Below are 20,087 nucleotides of genomic sequence, written 5' to 3'. Positions count from 1 at the left end.
TTTTATCCTCCAATGGTAATCATACTTCTGTTTTGAATGGTTGTGGCATCTATTTTTTCGAAATCGCTGGCTAATTGACCACCTAAAGCCTTTTTTTTGCTCCAAATTGCCGATTGTATTAAGGGAAGTACTTCTTCATTTTTTCTCAATGCAGTAAGGAGGTCAGTTTCGGTATCTGAAAACAGGCAGTTTTTTAATTTCCCGTCTGCGGTTAGGCGCATGCGGTTGCAGGTACTGCAAAAAGGATGCGTCATGGTGCTGATGATGGCAAAAGAACCTTCGTGACCAGGGATCATAAAATGTTTGGCCGTATCGTTCTGTTCCCCTTTAATAGGCAATACCGTAAAATCCTTTTCAACAAGTGCAAGAATTTCGGCTAAAGAAAACATCTGGTTACTTGTCCACCTATTGCCGTTAAAAGGCATAAATTCGATAAAGCGTACCTGGATGGGATTATGTTTGGTCCAGCTGATAAAATCGTTGATTTCGTTATCGTTTAGGCCTTTCATTACCACCATATTAATCTTCACCCTGATTTTATGTTGCAGTAACAGTTCGATATTGCTGCGTACCTGATGGAATACATCCCTACGGGTAATCATAAAAAACTTTTCGGGCTGTAGGGTATCTAAACTGATATTGATGGTCTTAATGCCCGCCTCTTTTAATACCGGAAGCATTTCTGCAATGCGTGTACCGTTGGTGGTAATTACCAATTCTACCGGAAGTTTGCCCAGTGCGGAGATAATATGGGCGGCATCTTTTCTTACCAATGGCTCACCGCCTGTTAGTCTGATTTTTTTAACGCCATTGGCCACAAAAATCTCTGCCAGTTTGATAATTTCATCGGTTTGCATCAACCTCGAAGCAGGGGTAAAATCGTACTCTTCCTCCGGCATGCAATAAAAGCAGCGAAAATTGCAGTTATCCGTAAGCGATATCCGCAGGTAATCGTGTATTCTTCCGAAGGTATCTGCTATCATTGCTGGCTGATTAAATTGTTGTAATCGGTTTCTGTATCAATGTCAATTTCACCACCTTCAAAAACTACGGTTTCTACATCCTGTGGATATTGTTTGAGTAGTTTTTTTGCCCCTTCAGTTCCTTTGAGTGATAAAAGTGCATCAAAATAAACTTTTCCGAAGAGAACCGGTGTGCCGATCGTACCGGCATAGCCACTGGCAATCATGTTTTTACCAGTTTTATGATGCTTTTCGATCAAGTTATTAAAGGTACTCATTTTTATAAAAACCTGATCGGCTACTGCAATAATGATACTTTGTGTTTTGTCATTTTTTTCTATCACGGATGAAAGTCCGGCAACAATGCCTGATGCCATCCCGCTTTCCCAATCTTTATTGATTATGAAATTAACCTGATTGTTTTGGTGTTTCGCTAATATTTCTTCCGCATTTGCGCCTAAAACCACAGTAAGTGGAGTGTTATTTGCTGTTAAAGCTTCATCAATCACAGTTTGAAGCAGCGTTTTGCCTTTATAATCTAACAATTGCTTTGGCGTTCCCATGCGGGAGGAATTACCTGCTGCCAAAATGATGATTGTGGTATCCATCTAATTATTGGTTAATCCATAAACATGGATGGGGTTCTTTTTCTCTTTTAAGAAAATTGCCGATGCACCCGTAAATACTGATTTGATCTCTGCCAGGATGGAAATGGCAATTTCTTCAGCTGTTTCGGCACCTATATCCAAACCGATTGGACCGTATATACGAGTTTTATTTTCAGGTGTGGCGAGGTGCAGTTCCTCCAGCATCCTGATCAGTTTTTTCTTTGGTCCTAATGTACCAATATAAGGCGCGTTGGTATTTAATAAATATTTTAGCAGTTCGAGGTCGTAATTGTAATTATGCGTCATCAATACAAAAGCTGTTTGCTCATCAATATCAACCTGGCTTAGCACATTATCTGGTTTACTTACCACAATTTTGGTGGCGTTTGCAAAGCGCTGTGTGGTGGCATGGGTAGGCCTGCCATCAATAATGCTTACTTCCCAGCCCAAAAGGTAAGCCATTTCGGCCAGGGGTTGTGCATCATTTCCAGCACCGGCAACGATTAACGAAACAGGAGGGTGAATGAGTTCTATAAAAGCATCTATTTCCTGGTCACCATAAGGATAAACTTTAAATGTTGTTGTTTTATTGGCGAAAACTTCTCTGGCGTCATTGATGATGTCCTCTTCAATTTCCTTTGGTGTTTTTGATAGAATAGTATCTTTTTTAAACAACATGCTGGTGCCCAATTGTTGCTTTCCATTCAAATTAAAAAGTATTGCCAGCACGGCATCTTCCCTTTTAGCTTGTAATGTTGTTAAAATGGCAATGGGGTTTAATTGATCTTCTTCTATAATGGGCTCGAAAAGGATATGTACAATGCCGTTACAACCTAACTGTACGCCAAATTTGGCATCATCTTCGTCGGTGGTATCGTAAGTAATCAGTTTGTTTTCTTGCTGTACAATGGCCGAAAGGGCTTTCCGTAAGGCATCGCCTTCTAAACAGCCACCGCTTATCGCACCGGTTAACTGGCCATCTTCGGTAATGAGCATCCTGGCACCTGGCCGGCGGTACGAAGAACCTTCTACCTTAACTACCGTAGCCAAAGCTGTTTTTTTCCTATCCTTTGTCGCTTTTTGGTATGCTTTAATTATATCGGTAATTTCTTTCATTAGGGATTGATGCAATAGAATGGCAATTTAATGATAATCTATTACAAAAAGCAGAAAGACATCCCACTTTAGCACTCCAATTTAAAGCCAAGTTAGAATTATTTTCTGGGGAAAAAATATTATCGATTTCTCTTAAGAATCAAAAAGGCTCCGAATGAAAAATCTCCAGGTTAACACAGCGTAAACCAATGCTGTTAAAAAGCGCTGTAATTTCTTTAGTCCAGTCTCTCGGCGAATCTACGCGGAGGATTTTATCGCTGTCCCACAGATCGATGTTCCATTTAATTTCTTTAAAGCGGCTGTTCAGCAAAGGGCTGATTTCATTTAACTCGCTATCTGAGGATACATTTGTTTTGAAAACGGCTATCATAAAGAAGATTTTTAGGTTTGTTGTAGCTGTAGACGTATCACTTTAGATTTTACTTTAAATAAAATCATTTTTTTAAAAATATTTTAAATCCTTTACGGAGAACCGAAGCGATGTTTTAAACGTAAGTGTAAAAGAATCACTTAAATTGAAAGCAAAATGTTAAATACAACCATCGCCGCCCTGTTGGGAGGCCCCGAACTGATTATTCTTGGAGTTGCTGTTTTATTATTGTTCGGCGGCAAAAAAATCCCCGAATTAATGAAAGGCCTTGGTAAAGGAATAAAAGAATTTAAAGCCGGGCAGGAAGAAGATAAACCTGAAGTTCCGAAACAGGCTTAATAATTCAATTGCCCGATGGTTTGATCTGGAGGTTATTTATCTCCAGATCAGCTATAATCCTGAATAATAATCATAACCCTGCTCCGCCCAATAATCTTTTGGCCGGCTATTGCTAAAAGACATCATTCCGATCCTTTTTAAGTTTTTGATGCCATATTTTACAGGTATAATCAACCTTAAAGGCGCCCCATGTTCGGTACTAATGGCTTTACCGTTCATTTCATAAGCCAAAAGCGTTTGGGGATGCAATATGCTTTCTCTTTCTAAACCCACATAATAGGCGCCATTTGGGGTTTCCAAACCCATATATTGTTTTTCTGCTTCGTTTCCGAGTTGAAAATGTGTTAGAAAATCACTCAATTTTACTCCTGCCCAATGTTGGATCTCGTCCCAACCTTCCACACACTTAAAATCGTATACAATTTCAGTTTTGGGTAAGGCTTTTATCTCTTCTATGGTAATGTACCTGTTTTTCTGGTTATTAAGTTTAACCTGTAGTTTCCATGCAGCAATATCGAAGTCTTCATCATCTTCGATACCAATCAAACTGTTTATTCTTGGGTTTTTAGCCGCCCGGTCTACCGGATAAGTTTTAACCAGGTGTTTATTGCTGAAGAAGTTGCGGAAAAAGAGTTCTGTTTTGTTTAAAGCCCTGCGTAAAGGGACTCTTGCGCCTCCTGTAATACCAGCTGTTTCTTCAGGAGCATTTAAAAGCCATTTCCAGCCTACATAAGCACCACTTCCGAGCGCTAAAAAAGTACCGAAGGAAATAAAAGTACGTCTTCTTATTTTTTGATCAACGGTTAAAGGAATTTTAACCGTTTTTTTATGATTTGTTTTCATCTTTATCTTCAGTTTCAATCGTTAATTCCTGAACTCTCGGCTGAGCCTGATCTTCCACCACTTCAAATCCGGCAATTACAGCCCTAAAATTATTCCAGCCGGCCAGCGCCACCTGAACAATGTGGATCAGAAAGAAAAATACATAACCTATCGTTAATGCAAAATGGAGGATTCGGGCAAAATGATAGCCACCACATAACCAGCAGATCCAGTAAAATTGTACGGGTTTGTAAATGGCTAATCCTGTAATCACTGAGCCTAAGCCCATAAAAATGATGGCAGTATAGGCTATCCGCTGTGCCGCATTATATTTCTTTTGCGGGGGAACCGTTTTTCGGATATGAAGATCGTGTAGTAACACCAGCCACGCTTCTTTAAACGAGTTTTTATTAGGCAAAAGCTCACGCCATGCGCCCGAAAAAACGGTATAAATAATATAGAGCAGTCCGTTGATGAAAAAGAACCACATAAACAGAAAATGAAAGGCCATTCCTTCGGCCAAACGCTGTGGAATATGGAAATAATCATAAAACCATTCGGGGAAAAATTTAATAAGCGTAAACCCGAAAATGGAAATGCCATAAGCATCGTTTGCCCAATAAATGAACAATCCGCTCCAGATCATAATGGTAAGTACAGGGAAATTTACCCAATGTGTCCACCGCATTAAAAGCGAATGTTTTTCTTTGATTACTTTCATGATGGGGCGGTTTATAACTGATAAATGCAAAAGCTTATTATTTGGATTTATTGCTTAATTGGCTATCTAACAATGTATTTAGTTTTGATGCTGCGGTAATTTTACCCGTTTTGGTGTGCTGTAAAAAAGCGATCAGTTCTGAGGAAATTTCTCCGTTTGATTGATCTACCTGCACATTTACCGATCCATTGGTTTTGCCCTGCAGCTGAAAAGTGTCAAACTGCCGTACAATCTGAACATGGCTAAGTGTTCTACCTTTATTTTCACCTTTTAAAACTTTATTGCTCGCTTTTTGCGTTACCAAAGCAACTGCAAGCATATAACCATTGGTTTGCTGATTGGTATTATAATTTAAAGTGAGGTTGTGTTTGTCGGTTTTCCCTAATGAGATTTCTAAATGATCTGTTGATGGTTTTGCAAGCATTGCATTGATACTGTTCCGCAAAATTTTTTCATCCGAACCGATAAATTCCATACTTCCGTTTACCACTACCTGAGGAGTATATATCGTTTTAAGGTTGAGCCAATTGGCGTATTGATTCTGTCGGGCAGAAAATTTTGCATTGCTAAAGCTGTCTTTCCAACCCAGCCTGTCCCAATAATCTACATGGAAAGCAAGCAGATAAACAGGTTTTTTTGGGGTTTCCTTTTCAATCTCGGCCAGTAATGCATCGGCTGGTGGACAGCTTGAGCAGCCTTCAGAAGTAAAAAGTTCTACAACTGCAAAACCGGTATCAGTGGATTTTGGTGTAGTGTTAAGGTCTGCAGTAAAAGCAACGCTAATAACGCTTATCAACAACAGGGGCAATGCTATTTTTCTGATCATGGTCATCAATTTTAAGTTTAGTCGTTTCTGATTTACAATCCTTACAGAAAAAATAAAATAATTGTAAGGATGTGGTCCCGCATGCGACTAAAGGATTAAGCATTATATTTATACAAGATAATCTAAAAAGATGCAAAACGATACTGGCCAGGATATAAAGGCCGAAAAACTTCATTCAGATCCACTAAGCTGGGTTGAAAAATATGCTGACTATTTATATGGGTTTGCGATGTCGAGGCTGCGGGATGAAGAAGTGGCCAAAGATCTGGTGCAGGATACCTTTTTGGCCGGCTTGCAACAGGCGGAGCGTTTTAAGGGAAACAGTAACGAGAAAACCTGGCTCACCGCCATTTTAAAAAATAAGATTGCTGATTTTTACCGGAAACGTTCTTCAGGTGGCTTAAAAGAGCTAAAAGAAAAGGATGCTGTGCAGGAACAGCAGGATTTTTTTGATGCAGACACTGGCCATTGGAATGAAAAATACCGTCCGCAGGCATTTGGATTAGAGGTGGATAATCCCTTGCTGATGAAAGAACTTGGGGCAATACTGAATGGATGCTTAAGCAAGCTCCCCGGATTATGGTTTTCGGTGTTTTCGATGAAACATCTGGACGATCTTGCCTCGGAACTGATCTGTTCTGAACTTAAACTTACGTCGGCTAATTTTTGGGTAATTATGCACCGCACGAAACTTAACCTGAGGGCCTGCCTTCAAAAAAACTGGAACTGATATGAAAAGCGCACTGAAAAACATCATTTATAATTGCAATCAGGCTACTTTTCTGATCGAAAAAAAGCTTGCAGGAAAAATTACTGCTTCCGAAACCCTGCAATTGCGTATCCATTTGGCCGGTTGCTCCGTTTGTAAAATTTATCAGCAACAAAGTATATTAATTAACCAGGTGTTTGTGGGCTTTAATAACGAGGATTTTAAACTCGACGAAGCCTTTAAAAAAACACTGAAAGAAAATATTGAAAAAGAAATAAATAAAAATTGATTTTAATTGTAAGGTTTTAATTTTTGCTTCGACTAAGCGATAAATAAAACACAAAACAACATGAAAAATCAAATCTTAAAATCAGCAGGAAAATTGTTTATGGCTACTTTAGTTGTGGCTAGTCTTTCGTTACCAACTTTTGCTTCAGCAAATAGTCCGCTTCAGGAAAAAATGTCTAAAATGAAACAAGAAAAAATGGACAAAAAGAAGATGGATAAAATGGAAAAAAGTAAAATGGACAAAATGAAAACCGATTCGATGAAAAAAGCCAAAATGGAGAAATCTAAGATGGCTAAAGACAAAATGGCTAAAGATAAAATGTCGAAAAGTAAAATGTAAAAACAGCTTTAGGGAGGTTAAAACCTCCCTAAATTTAATCACTTAACATGAAAAAAATTATACTATTTCTAAGCTTAATTGTTGCTGTTTCGTTACAGGTAAAAGCTCAAAAAGGATTAAAAGAAGGAGATAAGGCCCCAATATTTACCGGGATCGATCAAAATGGTAAAACGGTGAGCCTGAAAATTGCACTTAAAACACACCGTTCTGTTGTACTGTTTTTTTACCGCGGGCAGTGGTGCCCGTATTGCAACAAACACATTAAAGAACTTCAGGATTCTTTAAACCTGCTGAGTGCAAAAGATGCTTATGTAATCGGTGTAACGCCCGAAACCAAAGAAAACATTGATAAAACCATTAAAAAGACCAAAGCAGGCTTTTCGATTGTGCAGGATAAAGACGACGAAATTATGAAAGCTTATGGGGTGAATTTTATGATGGACGAAGCAACTTTTACCAAGTATAAAGGTTATGGAATCGATTTGGAAGCTAACAATGGTAATAACCGCCATACGCTACCTGTACCAGCAACCTATATTATCGATCGATCGGGTAAGATCAGGTATGTTCATTTCGACCCAAATTATCAAAAAAGGGCTTCGGTACAGCTTCTGCTTTCGAAACTTTAAGAAACTTATAGATTAGTTTAAAAACACCCGGTTATTTTAATGTAGCAGGGTGTTTTTTGTTGGAATATTTTTCGGTATTTACATTTCCGTTTAAGAGCGGGAATTTATATAAATCTTAAACGCAATTCTTGCCAAATAAAGTTTTGAACGCTACTGTATCTTTTTTATGATTTGGAAATGGATGGCTTGTGGTTCTTGGCAGCTTAAGTCCCGCTTTACGCTTTATCCCGATAGAAAAAATCGGGATGTTCGCTACAATCAGGTTTATGAACTGCGTTTGGCACCTTGCAAACCGCAAAATGAAATGCTGGTTTAGCCATTTAGCCCCGGGTGAAGCGTTACCCCGAAGTTTCGGGACAGCAACGAGGCATCCCGAACTTTCGGGAAAGCGTAAAAGCGTAACACGGGAACCAATTTATTTACCTGCAGATTATTGCGCTCCAAAAAAAATCTATTGCTTTGTTTTTCCAGTTGGTGGGCCATCTGTTAGGGGAAAGAATTTATATAATTATTCTATCGCATCTGTTTTAAGATTTGGAAATGAAAGGGCAGTTGTTCTTGGCGGTTTGTGGCCCTGCTTTTGGTACAAGTTTCGATGAATGATCGAAAACTTTCCCCGACAATCAGGTTTATGAATAAGGGTTTGTGCACCTTGCAAACCGCAAAATGAAATGCTGGTTTAGCCATTTAGCCCCGGGTGAAGCGTTATCCCGAAGTTTCGGGACAGCAACGAGGCATCCCGAACTTTCGGGAAAGCGTAAAAGCGTAACACGGGAACCAATTTATTTACCTGCAGATTATTGCGCTCCAAAAAAATAAAATTTCTTGCTAACTGGTTTTTTACAATTAGGACCCCAGGCTTGATGGCCCGCCAACCTTACTGATAATAAACTACGTATCGTTAAATAAATTGTATGATTTTACCTGCGTTCCCCAATTTGCTGCCGCCACATTGAGTAATAAAGTCCCTTTTTTTCGAGCAGCTCGTTATGGCTCCCTGTTTCGGATACCTTTCCTTTTTCGAGCACGTAAATTTTATCGGCGTGCATAATGGTTGATAACCTGTGAGCAATGAGGATGGTCATCTGTTCCCTTCTGTCAGAAATTTCTCTTATCGTTGCGGATATTTCTTCTTCAGTAAGTGAATCGAGCGCGGAAGTGGCTTCATCAAAGATCAGTAACCTTGGTTTTCTCAACAATGCCCTGGCAATCGAGATCCGTTGTTTTTCACCACCTGATAGTTTCATGCCATTTTCTCCCAATACGGTATCTATTCCCTGAGCAGCTTTGGGAATAAGTGCTGTGGCTGATGCTTTGCGCAGTGCTTCCACAATATCCGCTTCACTTGCGGTAGGGTTTACAAAACGCATGTTTTCCCTGATCGATCCTGCATAAAGTTGAGTATCCTGCGTAACAAAACCAATTTGTCGGCGTAAAGGATTATACCTGATTCGTTTAGAACTGGTTTCATTGAACAAAATTTCGCCATCAACAGGAAGGTAAAGGCCCACTAAAAGTTTCACTAAAGTAGATTTACCTGAACCCGAGGGACCAACAAATGCTACCGTTTCTCCATTTTGTATTTCAAAAGAAATATCATCAATGGCATTATAACCGGCTGTTTTATGTCTGAAAATTACATTTTTAAATTCCAATCGGCTTAGTGCATCCAGTTCTACCGCGTTTTCCGGCCGGGTTTCTATAGGTTTTTGCATCAGATTATCGAAAGTTTTAAGTGATGCATCTGCCTCCCGATATAAAATAATCATGTTGCCCAGATCTTGCAAAGGCGTAAAAATGGCAGTTGAAATAAACTGCATAGCAATCAGCTCTCCCGTGCTTAATATTTTTCTAAAAATTAACCAGAGCAGGATAAACAATACCGATTGTTTCAACAGGTTGAGCAAATTACCCTGCAGAAAAGATAACATACTTACTTTTCTTGCCTTTAACATTTCGAGATCGAAAATTTTCAACGTCTGCACATTTAACCTTCTGATTTCGGCGAAAGTTAAACCCAAACTTTTTACCAGTTCAATGTTGCGCAGGCTTTCGGTAATTACGCCCGCCTGTTTATCGGCCTGCCGGTTGATAGACCGCTGAATGGCCTTAATTTTTTTGGAAAGTAAGCCTGTTAATGAGCCCAGGACTAATACACCAATAAAAAATACGGGTACCAAGAGCCAGTTTTTGTTCAAACTGTACCACAATAAAAAACCTATACCCACAAGCGATGAAAAAAGGATATTGATAAAGGCATTGATAAAACGTTCGGCATCCGTTTTTACTTTTTGAAGCACCGATAAAGTTGTTCCGCTGCGGCTTTCTTCAAACTCCTGGAAGGAGAGGCGAAGCGTTTGTTTTAGTCCGTCGTTAAAAATGTTCATGCCAAAACGGGCTACAGCTTTACGCGTGGTAAATTCCTGTACCGAACGGCAAAGCCTTGCTACCAGTGCAATGGCAAGTGCAATAAGCAACCAATATAAAACTTCGCTAATCAGTTGTTTTTCGCTTAAGTGATGTTTATTGGTGGAATAATTATCGATAATCTTTCCAAAAATGATCGGATCAAGCAGACTTAAAAGTTGTGCTGATGCTGCCAGCAGGAGCGATAAGATGATGAGTTTTTGATGTGGTTTGAGGTATTTTAACAATATTTTCATTTCAGCAGTATCACGGATAAGGTTTGGCTATTATTAAACGTGAACTTCCAATAATAGTTTCGATAAGATTGCTTTGTGTTACCTTTTCTGTTGATAATAAATTAAGTTTGTAAGAATACCCGAACAGATGCTTTTCCATTTTAAAGATAAATTTCCACAGTTAAATCCTTATTGGGATAAGTATCTTGAATTTCAGGAGCGGATTGAAGTTCCTGCGAAAACCATTTTACTGGAAGAGGGTAAAATATCCCGGCATTATTATTTTGTTGAAAAAGGATGTGTCCGCGCTTCACTGAATAAACAGGGCGATGATAAAACTGTACAGTTTTTCTTCGAAAAGGAAGGGCTTACCTCCCTCGAAAGTTTTTTAAAGAATACTCCAAGTCTTTTTAAAATCGAAACCATAGAGCCTTCTGTTATCTATCTCTTACATAAAACCAAAGTAAATGCCTTAATGGATGAGCTGCGTGAGGTGCCCGGATTTTCGGATGTGATTTTGAATATCCTGGCCGAAAGGCAAATGCATTATATGAATGAGTTTGTTTCCTTTATCAGAGATACACCCGAAGAGCGTTATCAAAAACTTTTGGCAGAAAGGCCACACATTGTTCAGCGCGTTCCACAACATTATATTGCTTCTTATTTGGGCGTAACCCGGGTACACCTCAGTCGAATAAAAAGTACCCTGCTCAAAAAAAGTAATCGGTAACAAATGTTATCGCTCCGCATTACAGCCAAATCTAACTTTGTATCAACAAAATACAAAAAAGATGAAAGCAGCAGTAATGTATCAAAAAGGGGAATTGCCCCAATATGTAGATTTTGAAGAACCAAGAGCACAAAACGATCAGGAAGTGCTGGTGAGTGTAAAAGCCGTCGCGATAAAACATTTCGATAAAGGAAGGGCTGCAGGTACGCATTATTCAAGCCATGCACCAAAAGCAACAGGCCGGGTAATTGGCGGTGATGGCGTGTGTTTACTCGAAGATGGAACGAGGGTTTACGGTATGGGAGTAAGTGGAATGCTTGCCGAAAAAGCAACCATCGATAAGCGCAGAATAGTAAAATTGCCAGAAGGATTAAGTGATGCAACAGCAGCGGCATTGGCCAATGCGGTAATCGGTTCGGCCATGGCATTGAAATTTAAAGCGGCTATCCAGCCTGGAGATGTGGTGTTGATTAATGGTGCAACTGGCTTTACCGGAATTGTAGCGGTGCAAATTGCGAAACATTATGGTGCCTCAAGGGTAATTGCAACTGGTAGAAATGTACAATCGCTCCAAAATTTGTTAATACTTGGTGCAGACGAGGTTATTCCGATTACCGGAGATGATATGCAATTTTTAGACAGTGTGAAACAAAGCCAACAGGAAAAGCCAACAGATGTGATGATCGATTACCTCTGGGGACCTACAGCCGAGTTGTTGTTGTCCAGTTTAATGGGACAGGGCTCGTTTACCAATAAAGTCAGGTTCGTTTCTGTAGGAAGCATGGCTGGTGATCTGATCCAGTTATCGGCCGCTAATTTGAGGAGTGTAGATCTTCAGCTTACCGGTTCAGGGTTGGGCAGTTGGAGCAAACAACAGGTGGGGCTGCTATTCTCTGAGATATTACCAGAAATGTTTCAGCTCGCAGCAGATGATAAACTGAAAGTAGAAACCATAGCCGTAAAACTTGTAGATATTGCCAGTCTTTGGAATCTTGAAGTTGCTGATGGCAAACGGTTAGTGGTAACCATTTAGAGGCAAAGTGATATACAATGACCATGGATTTTTAAGAATGTAATAAGCCTAGCAGGGTCGTCATTGCGAAGCCAATTTTTTATTGGATGAAGCAATCTTTATATCAAGGCGCTCAAGGATTAAAGATTGCTTCCTTTTTAGCTTATTTTTCCGTAAAATCATCCATTAATTTCATCGTAATCAACGCATCCTCACCACTACACGGATTTGGTCCTTTGTCCAAAAAGTAATCAACTACTTTTTCAATCATTGGTTGTTGTACATGTTGTAAAGGTTCGAATACAAATTCTTTCGTTTCATCAGTGGTAACCTTAATTTTATTGCCAAACATCGGGAAAGTGATGCTGCCTTTTGAACCATAAATTATACAGCTATCTGCCTGATCTCCCGGAGCAACCGAGAAACACCAGGTGCCGCTAAATACAACGCCATTTTCAAAAAGAATATTGCCCGCAACGAGGTCGTCAATTTCGGTATTTTCCTGTTGTTTGGTGGCAATGCCCGAAGCATTTTTAACCGGGCCAAAATAGTAGGTCATCAGATCTAATTGATGTGGTGCCAGATCATGGAATAAACCACCACCAGAAATGGCAGGGTTAATGCGCCAGTTATCATCCGTTTTTGCAATCAATACCGGGTTTGGTGGCTGGAGCATTTTTAACCTTACCAAACGGATATCGCCGATCGTATTTTTAGCCAGCAATTCCTTAATTTTTAAGAACATGGGCTGGGCACGGCGGTAATGGGCCACGCAAAGTTTTACATTGAGCTGGTTCGCGGCTTCGGTCATACGCTCTGCTGAAGCGGCATCCAAAGTCATCGGTTTTTCTACATACACCGGTTTACCAGCTTTTAAAGCTTCAATGGTATAAGCTTCATGTTGTAGGGGAGGTGTAGCGATATAAATGGCGTTCACTTCCGGATCGTTAATCAGTTGCGAAGCATCATCAAACCATTTTGCTACCCCATGCCTTTTTGCATAATCTGCTGCCTTAGCAGCATCACGGCGCATTACAGCAACGAGTTTAGAGCCGGCTACTTTATTAAACGCTGGTCCGCTTTTTACCTCCGTAACATCGCCACAGCCGATAATACCCCATCTGATTTCTTCCATTATACTATTGAATTTAAATGCCTGAATTTAGAAAATATTGACGGAAAGCCCTTATAAAAAAGAAAAGGGACTCAATTGAGATTGATCCCTTATCAACTAACCAAACAAATGAATTCCGGAAACCACGCCGGAATTAGGATATAAACGCAAGTACAGCTACATTGTTTTGAAGGAGTTAAATTATATCAATTATTTTATGGAGCATGTTAAAATGTGGTTAGAAATTACAACAGGCTTTTTTTAGATTTGTCGACCTCAAATTCTTAAAATAAACTAACCAAAAGATGAAAATATATAAAAAGGTCATTTTTGCCCTATTCCTGATGATTTCTATGCGCACTTTTGCACAGGTGGAGCAAGATGGGCCTTACATCTGGCGATCTGGTAATCAGATTATTAACCGGTATATTTTAGATAACGTGCTACATGTAGATTCTTTAAAAGAAGATGCGCTGATAGCCGTACGTTTTGCTAAAAATGTTGATTGGAATTTTAGCTTTAAACTTCATAAAAAGATTGTTGTGCCACCCGCTAGCTACTCAGGTGTAAATAAAATGTTCGTTCTTTCTGATATTGAGGGTGAATTTGAAGCTTTCCGGGCTTTAATGATCGGTAACGGGGTGATGGATGAAAAATATAACTGGACATTTGGCAAAGGGCAACTTGTAATTTGTGGCGATCTTTTCGACCGCGGAAAAGAAGTGATGCCCTACTTATGGCTTCTGTATAAGCTGGAAGAAGATGCCGCTAAAAAAGGTGGTTTTGTGCACGTAGTTCTTGGTAATCATGATATCATGAACATGGCTGGCGATTTACGCTATCATTCGCCAAAATACGCTGCTTCGGCTAAGCTCATGAACCTTGAATATGGAAAACTGATAGACGCTGATACCGAAATTGGAAAATGGTTGAGAAGTAAAAATGCGATTGAAAAAATAGGTGACAGGATTTTTATGCATGCCGGTATTTCGCCTAAAATTAATGCTTCAGATTTTTCTTTACAGGCCATTAATGATAAATGTAGAAGTTACTATGGCATAGCCACTAAAAAATTACCAGAAGAAGGACGATTATTAATGGGCACTTCGGGTCCGTTTTGGTACAGAGGCTACTTCGGAAAAGACCGCACCAGTCCTGCTACTGTCGATTCTACATTGGCGAAGTTTGCCTGTAAACAGATTGTGGTTGGCCATACCATTACTAAAGAAAATATTGCAGGATATTACAATGGAAAGGTAATCGGGGTTGATGTGAACGAACACAGCGGTGATCGAAAAGCAGTTCTATTTATAAATAATAAAACATTCGTGGTTGATGACAAAGGCAAACAACAGCTACTTGAAATCAAGGACGCTCCGGCAGCTATTGAATAGTTTAATCTATTTTAAAGTCCTGTGCAAAAGCCCAGTCTACCATGGCATCAAGTACGGTTCTTAATTGCTCGCCTTCATTACTCAAACGGTAAGTTACAAAAGGCGGCACTACGTTTTGTGCTTCGCGGATCACCAGGTTATCTTGCTGCATCTGCTTTAAATGCTGTATCAGCATCTTTTCCGTAATGGCTGGAATAAGTTTTTTCAATTCATTATACCTTTTCGTTCCACTTAGCAGGTGGTAGAGTATAATTGGTTTCCAATGGCCGCCAATTTTGCTCATCACAAAACTCACGGGGCAACTGGCCCGATTATTTTTCCTGTTTGCGTTTAAAGTCGAATTTTCTTTAATGGCTGTCATGATACATACTTTGGGGTAAGTACTTGTATAAAAGTAAGTGCAAATATACCTTTGTCTTAAATAAAAACACAACAATCATGAAAATAATAATAACAGGTTCTTTAGGGAACATTAGCAGACCATTAGCAACAACATTAATTGCACAAGGACAAGAAGTAACCGTATTAAGTAGTAATAGCGATAAAGCAGCAGAAATCACGCAAATTGGTGCACAGGCGGCAATTGGTTCAGTATCTGACGAAAATTTTTTGGTAAATACTTTTACAGGTGCGGATTTAGTTTACCTGATGGTGCCAACCGATTTTGGTGCAACAGATCTTCGTGGCTACATTAAAAGTATTGGCGGGCATTATGCAAATGCAATAAAAGCTGCCGGTGTAAAAAAGGTGGTTTTATTGAGCAGCATTGGTGCACATTTAGATAAGGGTACCGGACCAATTGCCGGTTTGCATGATGTAGAGCAACAGTTCGACCAATTGAAAGACCTGGATCTGCTTATTCTTCGTCCTGCATTTTTCTACATCAACTTTTATGCAAACATCGATTTGATTAAACATGCAGGCATTATCGGATCAAACTATGGTGCTGATCAATCGATCGTTTTAGTTGACCCGAAAGATATTGCTGCTGTTGCTGCAGAGAAAATACAGGAAGGTTTTACAGGAAGAAGCATTTTATACATCGCCAGTGATAAACGCAAACTGAGTGAAGTAGCACTGGCTTTGGGTACCGCAATTGGTAAAGCAGACTTACCTTGGATTGAATTCGAAGATACCCAGGCTTACGAAGGAATGGTTGGTGCAGGTTTATCACCAGAAATGGCCAGAAATTATGTCGAGATGGGCACTGCAATTAGAACTGAAGTTTTATGGGAAGATTACGAAGCGAAAAAAGTAACACCCATTGGTAAAATTAAACTGGAAGATTTCGCAATGCAGTTTGCTACTGTTTATAATGGCTAAGATTAATAACTAAAGTCGTCATTTCGATCCGATAGCTATCGGATGAAGCGCAGCGGAGTGGAGAAATCTTTGAACAAGTTATGTTTGAATATTTCTCCATTCTGCTTATAATTACATTGATGAGGATTTTAGTAATTGTTTTTTTGACCATATAAGATATTTAAGAGCATATAAGCTCCTATGAAATTTAACAGATGTTAGGTCGTTTTGGAAGATCTTTCGAGGTAGATCTCTCCGCTATGGTCGAGATGACGTGTCTATTATATGTCCGTATTAATACTCTTTGCTGTGTTAATCTGAATTTTCCGTGGTCAAAAAGGCTTAGCGTTATCTTCATGTAAAAAAGAAAAGGGATTCAATTTGAGATTGATCCCTAATCAACTAACCAAACAAATGAATTCCGGAAACCACGCCGGAATTATCATATAAACGAAGCGACGGGGAGATTGTTTTAACGATTTACCAATTCTGCAATATTTTTTTAAAAAAGCGAAAAATGACGAAGCATATCAGAAATTACGTGTTGCTTTTTTTAGCTTTGCAACATGCAAAACCTTCCGAAGAAGCTTCAAATCGATCTCATAGAACTTAAGGCCAAATACGCCTTTATTATGGACGAACTCGATGCTACTTTTGCAGAAGCTTACCTGTCCAAATCAATGGCCAAGCAAAGATTGGCCGAGCAGATGATGCTGGAAATCGAACGTATACTGAGCGAACAGAGTGGGGGACAGGAAAACTAGGAATACCTAATTTCCAGCAATCTTCTTTGCAGCAGATATATTAAAAGTACGTTTCTTATCGGCATCTTTAAAGTCTACCTCCATAAAATAACGTTTGTGTTTAACAATATAGTTTTCAATAAACCATAATATATCCGGGAGGTTTTCTGCCATAGGCGATCCTGCAATCTCATGGCCCATATCCTGCACATATTGAAAGTAATAAGGATAGTTGTTCTTTCTAAACCGGTGCGCCAGGTATTTCGATCCAAAAAAGCCGCGGTTAAATAATCTTACTTTGTTGTAAGGCACCAGTTTATCTGCCGTTCCATGGAAAAACATGGTTGGCGCAGGTGCGATAGTATATTTTGGCGCACCTTGATAACTTAAAATTGCCCCCGCGAAAGAAATTACCCCTTTATATTGGAAATTGGCCGGAAGTTTAGCTGAAAGTGGCGTCGCGTTCCGTTTATTATAATCGGCATGGAGCGCGGTAATAGCGCCTGCACTCGATCCCGAAATGATGATCATACCTGTATCAATCCCTAACGTTTTTGCATTTTTGAGCAGGTAATCTGTTGCCTTGTAAACATCTGCAGTAGCAGTATCAATTGCTGATCTTAAATTGGATGTATTAAAAGGAGTGGGGAATTTCTTGCCTTTAAGTCCCAATCGGTAATCAACCGAAACCACCTTAAAACCATGTTCAATTAAGGTGTTAAAGTAAGGTTCATAAAGTTTGCTGTCTCTGCGCCCCAATACAAAACCACCGCCAAAAACAAACAAAAGGGTTGGCTTTTTCTCCGTGATTTGTCCCTGATAATAAATATCAAGTTTCAGCAGTGCAGAATCGGTTTGTGAAAATATTTTAGTGTCTACATGGGATTTTTTATCCTTTAATAAAATTTGCCCGAAAGAAGACAGGGAGCAGAATAAAAAAACAAAGGAAAAAATGCTTGGCAGATATACTTTATTATTGGGCATCATCTATTTTTTAAGAGTTTCAATATCAAAACGTTTTAGATTTTAGCTAATTTATTGCATTTTCATTTTAACCGCAATTTTTAGTTAAAAGATTGCTTTTATCAGGCAAAAATGATTTTAATATTGTTTTTTATAGCCTTTCAGCTTAAAAATCAGGATGTTTTTACACAGCGATCCATTTCTTAAAATGGGTAGGATAAGTGGAGCACTGCAATTTTTAAAATGCTTTTTAGCAAAATCAAGATCCTTTTCGTCATAAAGATTGGATGGGACAATGTAATAGGCATTTTCTCCGGTAGCTAATTTTTGCTTAAACCGGTTCGACCAGTAATATTGGTGGAGATCATATATTTCTCCAATTCCGTAGGTATTTAGTCCTGTTTGAGTACCCACATAAAAATCTAAATGCGCAGCCGGAAACCACTTTGTAATGATCATCGTGTGGCCTGTGTTTCCTGACAATTGTTCACTTCTGTAAACCGAGTCGACTATTTTGCCGGTTTCTTTCCAGCCATATAAATCCAGTGTAGGATCGCCTTTGCCAAAATGCATGGTATCCTTATTTGGCGAGAAAGTGCCTTTATAAAAATTGATCAAAGGCAAAGCTGTTGCTATCACGATCAGGAAAAACCCAAGCGAAGCGATTATGATAAATTTTGCTTTAGGTGCGGGAAAAGATTCGAGCTTAACTGCGGATAGAAATATTAAGCAGGTATAAGCCGGACCAGACCAATGCGGCAAGGTATCCCTAAAAACAGAGAGGAAAATCAAGGTGCCAATAAGGGGCAATGCACAAAATAATAATACATTTATTTCACTTTTAATTCTCTGGTTTTTTTGCCTGAATAGCCCAAATAATCCCGCCCAGGCCATAAAAAATACAACAGGATTATTGTAAAAAATCTCACCAGCAATTTCCCTCGCAAAGGCCAAAAGATTTATGCCGGAATGAAAAAAGTTCACCCGGTCGCTATGATAGGTATAGGTAATAAAATGATGTTGTAAATTCCAGATGATGACCGGAGAGACCATAATCAAACTGATGAACATGGCAATGTATAGGCCCTTTTGCAAAAAGAAGTTTCTGTTGGTCAATAACGCCAACAACAGCACCGCAAACCAAATAAAAAGACCATGTACCTTGCACATGATGCATAATCCAGTTGCAAAGCCGAACCAGCACCAAAGGTTTAAGGTAGGAAGGCTCTTATTAATCGATCTGGTAATTTTAATCAGCAAATAGATACTCCAAAGCCAGAAAACCATTTGCGGACTATCGGGTAAAATAAAAGTACCGGCAATAATGCAGCAATAAAACGATGAGGTATACAATAGCACCGCATACCAGCCGACGCGGTTATTGAGCAATAATTTTCCTGTTTTAAAAACAATTAACGTACCTATTGCCGATGAAGCAATTGCTCCAAACCGGACTGCTAATTGGTGATGAATTTGCAGATTGACAGTGGTTATTCTAATAAGCCAGCCAACAAAAGGAGGATGATCGAAATAGTTCCATTCCAAATTTAGCGCGTAGGTCCAATAGTACACTTCATCATTACCCAAAGCTATAGAGGAGGCAATAATAACCTTCAATAAGCTAACTGCTATGATAAAAAGCCAGAGTTTAGTTGGAATAGTTTTCACTTAAATAGAATTGACCCGAGCGGCGAGTTTAAGCTTCTTGTATCGTTTGTTTACTTTGGCTGATCTGAAAAGTTTGAGGTCGTACACCTGGTGATAACTAATGAGTGCGCAGCAAATCCCTGCAATGGCTCCAAAAATTACATCGATCAGGAAATGTTGGGCCAGATATATGCGTGAATAGCCAATTAAAATGGCCATGAAGAGACAGAAAAGCGAGATATTCTTTTTCTTAAAAACCAATACCAAAACTGTGGCCATCGCAAAGGCCGAAGCCGTATGTCCCGAGGGGAATGAATTCTGATCATGCATCCTTACGCCGTCAACAAAATGACCATATTGGAACATCATCTGTTCAAAATAGTATTTTGGGCGGGGCGCATGGAATATTCTTTTTGCAATTTGAATCAGCAGTCCCGAATAAATATAGGCAAGGGTTAAGGTCATTGCTTTTTTCTTTTTACGCAGTAGCAATAAAATCACAGCAGCAACAATACTTACTAAACCATCTCCAAGATTTGTGACATATTTAAAGAAAACATCCAGCCAATTCGGATGAAATTGGTTAAAAAGAAGAAACCCCTCTGTTTTAGAAAAACAAAAATTAAAAATCAGGGCAGCTAAAATAACTGATGATAGGGTTAAAAAATAGCAGCGGAGTTTTCTCAGGCGCTTTAACATATTTCATATTAAAACCTAAAACTACAGCCTGAACATCACCTCAAGGTTAAGGATTTGTCATGTTTTTGTCACCCGTGAATCTTATCAAAACATCCTGAAAAATTGCTAAAC

23 protein-coding genes are annotated in these 20,087 nt (G+C 39.2%); 10 read left to right on the top strand and 13 right to left on the bottom strand.

The window, feature by feature from the left end; translation table 11 throughout:
* Nucleotides 1-2: 2 nt before the first annotated feature.
* The 4 genes from moaA to H9L23_RS13755 form a co-directional block, all read right to left on the bottom strand.
* Nucleotides 3-983 carry a GTP 3',8-cyclase MoaA gene (gene moaA, locus H9L23_RS13770; RefSeq protein WP_187590959.1) on the bottom strand — a complete coding sequence of 327 codons (981 nt, stop codon included), beginning with the start codon at nucleotides 981-983 and terminating at the stop codon, nucleotides 3-5.
* Nucleotides 980-1,570: a nucleotidyltransferase family protein gene (locus tag H9L23_RS13765; RefSeq protein WP_187590958.1), complete on the bottom strand. Its 591-nt coding sequence runs from the start codon at nucleotides 1,568-1,570 to the stop codon at nucleotides 980-982. The genes moaA and H9L23_RS13765 overlap by 4 nt, the downstream gene beginning before the upstream one ends.
* A complete protein-coding gene (locus H9L23_RS13760; RefSeq protein WP_187590957.1) occupies nucleotides 1,571-2,686 on the bottom strand; it encodes an XdhC family protein in 1,116 nt (371 codons plus the stop codon). It lies immediately after the preceding gene.
* Nucleotides 2,687-2,825: 139 nt separating this feature from the next.
* Nucleotides 2,826-3,056, bottom strand: a complete 231-nt coding sequence (locus tag H9L23_RS13755; protein ID WP_187590956.1) for a hypothetical protein — start codon at nucleotides 3,054-3,056, stop codon at nucleotides 2,826-2,828.
* Between the two features lie 156 nt (nucleotides 3,057-3,212).
* On the opposite strand from H9L23_RS13755, the gene H9L23_RS13750 reads away from it, so the two are divergent.
* Nucleotides 3,213-3,395, top strand: coding sequence for a Sec-independent protein translocase subunit TatA/TatB (locus H9L23_RS13750; RefSeq protein ID WP_138821906.1), 183 nt, complete (start codon nucleotides 3,213-3,215; stop codon nucleotides 3,393-3,395).
* Between the two features lie 51 nt (nucleotides 3,396-3,446).
* Here the strand turns inward: H9L23_RS13750 and H9L23_RS13745 are convergent, their stop codons facing one another.
* Genes H9L23_RS13745 through H9L23_RS13735 form a run of 3 tightly spaced genes read right to left on the bottom strand, consistent with a single transcriptional unit; the run spans nucleotide 3,447 to nucleotide 5,764 of the window.
* The gene (locus H9L23_RS13745) at nucleotides 3,447-4,238 is read right to left on the bottom strand and encodes a molybdopterin-dependent oxidoreductase (RefSeq protein WP_187590955.1); all 792 of its coding nucleotides are present in this window, start codon (nucleotides 4,236-4,238) and stop codon (nucleotides 3,447-3,449) included.
* Entirely contained in the window at nucleotides 4,222-4,938 is a 717-nt protein-coding gene (locus H9L23_RS13740; protein WP_187590954.1) for a cytochrome b/b6 domain-containing protein, read from the bottom strand. Before H9L23_RS13740 ends, H9L23_RS13745 begins: the two co-directional genes overlap by 17 nt.
* A 37-nt stretch (nucleotides 4,939-4,975) precedes the next feature.
* Nucleotides 4,976-5,764, bottom strand: coding sequence for a DUF1223 domain-containing protein (locus H9L23_RS13735; protein ID WP_223190980.1), 789 nt, complete (start codon nucleotides 5,762-5,764; stop codon nucleotides 4,976-4,978).
* Between the two features lie 130 nt (nucleotides 5,765-5,894).
* Between H9L23_RS13735 and H9L23_RS13730 the strand changes: the two genes are divergently transcribed.
* From H9L23_RS13730 to H9L23_RS13715, 4 genes are read left to right on the top strand one after another with little or no spacing between them, the layout of a single operon-like run.
* A complete protein-coding gene (locus tag H9L23_RS13730; RefSeq protein WP_187590952.1) occupies nucleotides 5,895-6,494 on the top strand; it encodes a sigma-70 family RNA polymerase sigma factor in 600 nt (199 codons plus the stop codon).
* 1 nt (nucleotide 6,495) lies between these two features.
* Nucleotides 6,496-6,762, top strand: a complete 267-nt coding sequence (locus tag H9L23_RS13725) for a zf-HC2 domain-containing protein (RefSeq protein ID WP_187590951.1) — start codon at nucleotides 6,496-6,498, stop codon at nucleotides 6,760-6,762.
* A 60-nt stretch (nucleotides 6,763-6,822) separates the two neighbouring features.
* Nucleotides 6,823-7,101, top strand: a complete 279-nt coding sequence (locus H9L23_RS13720) for a hypothetical protein (protein WP_187590950.1) — start codon at nucleotides 6,823-6,825, stop codon at nucleotides 7,099-7,101.
* A gap of 47 nt (nucleotides 7,102-7,148) precedes the next feature.
* A complete protein-coding gene (locus tag H9L23_RS13715; protein ID WP_187590949.1) occupies nucleotides 7,149-7,730 on the top strand; it encodes a peroxiredoxin-like family protein in 582 nt (193 codons plus the stop codon).
* Nucleotides 7,731-8,650: 920 nt separating this feature from the next.
* Here H9L23_RS13715 and H9L23_RS13710 read toward each other — a convergent pair.
* Entirely contained in the window at nucleotides 8,651-10,393 is a 1,743-nt protein-coding gene (locus H9L23_RS13710) for an ABC transporter ATP-binding protein (protein WP_187590948.1), read from the bottom strand.
* A 127-nt stretch (nucleotides 10,394-10,520) separates the two neighbouring features.
* On the opposite strand from H9L23_RS13710, the gene H9L23_RS13705 reads away from it, so the two are divergent.
* Both H9L23_RS13705 and H9L23_RS13700 read left to right on the top strand, forming a co-directional pair.
* Nucleotides 10,521-11,102 (top strand): Crp/Fnr family transcriptional regulator, encoded by a 582-nt coding sequence (locus H9L23_RS13705; protein WP_187590947.1) that lies wholly within the window; start codon nucleotides 10,521-10,523, stop codon nucleotides 11,100-11,102.
* A gap of 61 nt (nucleotides 11,103-11,163) precedes the next feature.
* Nucleotides 11,164-12,135, top strand: coding sequence for a quinone oxidoreductase family protein (locus H9L23_RS13700; RefSeq protein ID WP_187590946.1), 972 nt, complete (start codon nucleotides 11,164-11,166; stop codon nucleotides 12,133-12,135).
* Nucleotides 12,136-12,277: 142 nt separating this feature from the next.
* On the opposite strand, the gene H9L23_RS13695 is transcribed toward H9L23_RS13700, so the two are convergent.
* Entirely contained in the window at nucleotides 12,278-13,249 is a 972-nt protein-coding gene (locus tag H9L23_RS13695; protein ID WP_187590945.1) for a Gfo/Idh/MocA family protein, read from the bottom strand.
* Between the two features lie 284 nt (nucleotides 13,250-13,533).
* Here H9L23_RS13695 and H9L23_RS13690 point away from each other — a divergent pair, with 284 nt between their 5' ends.
* A complete protein-coding gene (locus H9L23_RS13690) occupies nucleotides 13,534-14,622 on the top strand; it encodes a metallophosphoesterase (protein ID WP_187590944.1) in 1,089 nt (362 codons plus the stop codon).
* A 1-nt stretch (nucleotide 14,623) separates the two neighbouring features.
* Here H9L23_RS13690 and H9L23_RS13685 read toward each other — a convergent pair whose 3' ends face one another.
* Nucleotides 14,624-14,983 carry a winged helix-turn-helix transcriptional regulator gene (locus H9L23_RS13685; protein ID WP_187590943.1) on the bottom strand — a complete coding sequence of 120 codons (360 nt, stop codon included), beginning with the start codon at nucleotides 14,981-14,983 and terminating at the stop codon, nucleotides 14,624-14,626.
* A 77-nt stretch (nucleotides 14,984-15,060) separates the two neighbouring features.
* Between H9L23_RS13685 and H9L23_RS13680 the strand changes: the two genes are divergently transcribed.
* Both H9L23_RS13680 and H9L23_RS13675 read left to right on the top strand, forming a co-directional pair.
* Nucleotides 15,061-15,945: an NAD(P)H-binding protein gene (locus H9L23_RS13680; protein ID WP_187590942.1), complete on the top strand. Its 885-nt coding sequence runs from the start codon at nucleotides 15,061-15,063 to the stop codon at nucleotides 15,943-15,945.
* A gap of 545 nt (nucleotides 15,946-16,490) precedes the next feature.
* The gene (locus H9L23_RS13675; RefSeq protein WP_025142793.1) at nucleotides 16,491-16,688 is read left to right on the top strand and encodes a hypothetical protein; all 198 of its coding nucleotides are present in this window, start codon (nucleotides 16,491-16,493) and stop codon (nucleotides 16,686-16,688) included.
* A 6-nt stretch (nucleotides 16,689-16,694) separates the two neighbouring features.
* Here the strand turns inward: H9L23_RS13675 and H9L23_RS13670 are convergent, their stop codons facing one another.
* The 3 genes from H9L23_RS13670 to H9L23_RS13660 all read right to left on the bottom strand — a co-directional run bounded on the left by H9L23_RS13670 (nucleotide 16,695) and on the right by H9L23_RS13660 (nucleotide 19,976).
* Nucleotides 16,695-17,654 carry an alpha/beta hydrolase gene (locus tag H9L23_RS13670; protein ID WP_187590941.1) on the bottom strand — a complete coding sequence of 320 codons (960 nt, stop codon included), beginning with the start codon at nucleotides 17,652-17,654 and terminating at the stop codon, nucleotides 16,695-16,697.
* A gap of 114 nt (nucleotides 17,655-17,768) precedes the next feature.
* Entirely contained in the window at nucleotides 17,769-19,298 is a 1,530-nt protein-coding gene (locus H9L23_RS13665) for an ArnT family glycosyltransferase (RefSeq protein ID WP_187590940.1), read from the bottom strand.
* Entirely contained in the window at nucleotides 19,299-19,976 is a 678-nt protein-coding gene (locus H9L23_RS13660; RefSeq protein WP_187590939.1) for a phosphatase PAP2 family protein, read from the bottom strand.
* Nucleotides 19,977-20,087 lie beyond the last annotated feature (111 nt).

The organism is Pedobacter roseus, from assembly GCF_014395225.1.
Classification (GTDB): domain Bacteria; phylum Bacteroidota; class Bacteroidia; order Sphingobacteriales; family Sphingobacteriaceae; genus Pedobacter; species Pedobacter roseus.
The sequence above is the reverse complement of the archived record's forward strand: the minus strand, read 5'-3'. Positions and strand labels throughout refer to the sequence as shown.

Bases quoted from the DNA above. Each gene is read 5' to 3' on its own strand.
- moaA (WP_187590959.1), bottom strand. From the start codon at position 983: ATGATAGCAGATACCTTCGGAAGAATACACGATTACCTGCGGATATCG.
- H9L23_RS13765 (WP_187590958.1), bottom strand. From the start codon at position 1,570: ATGGATACCACAATCATCATTTTGGCAGCAGGTAATTCCTCCCGCATG.
- H9L23_RS13760 (WP_187590957.1), bottom strand. From the start codon at position 2,686: ATGAAAGAAATTACCGATATAATTAAAGCATACCAAAAAGCGACAAAG.
- H9L23_RS13755 (WP_187590956.1), bottom strand. From the start codon at position 3,056: ATGATAGCCGTTTTCAAAACAAATGTATCCTCAGATAGCGAGTTAAAT.
- H9L23_RS13750 (WP_138821906.1), top strand. From the start codon at position 3,213: ATGTTAAATACAACCATCGCCGCCCTGTTGGGAGGCCCCGAACTGATT.
- H9L23_RS13745 (WP_187590955.1), bottom strand. From the start codon at position 4,238: ATGAAAACAAATCATAAAAAAACGGTTAAAATTCCTTTAACCGTTGAT.
- H9L23_RS13740 (WP_187590954.1), bottom strand. From the start codon at position 4,938: ATGAAAGTAATCAAAGAAAAACATTCGCTTTTAATGCGGTGGACACAT.
- H9L23_RS13735 (WP_223190980.1), bottom strand. From the start codon at position 5,764: ATGATCAGAAAAATAGCATTGCCCCTGTTGTTGATAAGCGTTATTAGC.
- H9L23_RS13730 (WP_187590952.1), top strand. From the start codon at position 5,895: ATGCAAAACGATACTGGCCAGGATATAAAGGCCGAAAAACTTCATTCA.
- H9L23_RS13725 (WP_187590951.1), top strand. From the start codon at position 6,496: ATGAAAAGCGCACTGAAAAACATCATTTATAATTGCAATCAGGCTACT.
- H9L23_RS13720 (WP_187590950.1), top strand. From the start codon at position 6,823: ATGAAAAATCAAATCTTAAAATCAGCAGGAAAATTGTTTATGGCTACT.
- H9L23_RS13715 (WP_187590949.1), top strand. From the start codon at position 7,149: ATGAAAAAAATTATACTATTTCTAAGCTTAATTGTTGCTGTTTCGTTA.
- H9L23_RS13710 (WP_187590948.1), bottom strand. From the start codon at position 10,393: ATGAAAATATTGTTAAAATACCTCAAACCACATCAAAAACTCATCATC.
- H9L23_RS13705 (WP_187590947.1), top strand. From the start codon at position 10,521: ATGCTTTTCCATTTTAAAGATAAATTTCCACAGTTAAATCCTTATTGG.
- H9L23_RS13700 (WP_187590946.1), top strand. From the start codon at position 11,164: ATGAAAGCAGCAGTAATGTATCAAAAAGGGGAATTGCCCCAATATGTA.
- H9L23_RS13695 (WP_187590945.1), bottom strand. From the start codon at position 13,249: ATGGAAGAAATCAGATGGGGTATTATCGGCTGTGGCGATGTTACGGAG.
- H9L23_RS13690 (WP_187590944.1), top strand. From the start codon at position 13,534: ATGAAAATATATAAAAAGGTCATTTTTGCCCTATTCCTGATGATTTCT.
- H9L23_RS13685 (WP_187590943.1), bottom strand. From the start codon at position 14,983: ATGACAGCCATTAAAGAAAATTCGACTTTAAACGCAAACAGGAAAAAT.
- H9L23_RS13680 (WP_187590942.1), top strand. From the start codon at position 15,061: ATGAAAATAATAATAACAGGTTCTTTAGGGAACATTAGCAGACCATTA.
- H9L23_RS13675 (WP_025142793.1), top strand. From the start codon at position 16,491: ATGCAAAACCTTCCGAAGAAGCTTCAAATCGATCTCATAGAACTTAAG.
- H9L23_RS13670 (WP_187590941.1), bottom strand. From the start codon at position 17,654: ATGATGCCCAATAATAAAGTATATCTGCCAAGCATTTTTTCCTTTGTT.
- H9L23_RS13660 (WP_187590939.1), bottom strand. From the start codon at position 19,976: ATGTTAAAGCGCCTGAGAAAACTCCGCTGCTATTTTTTAACCCTATCA.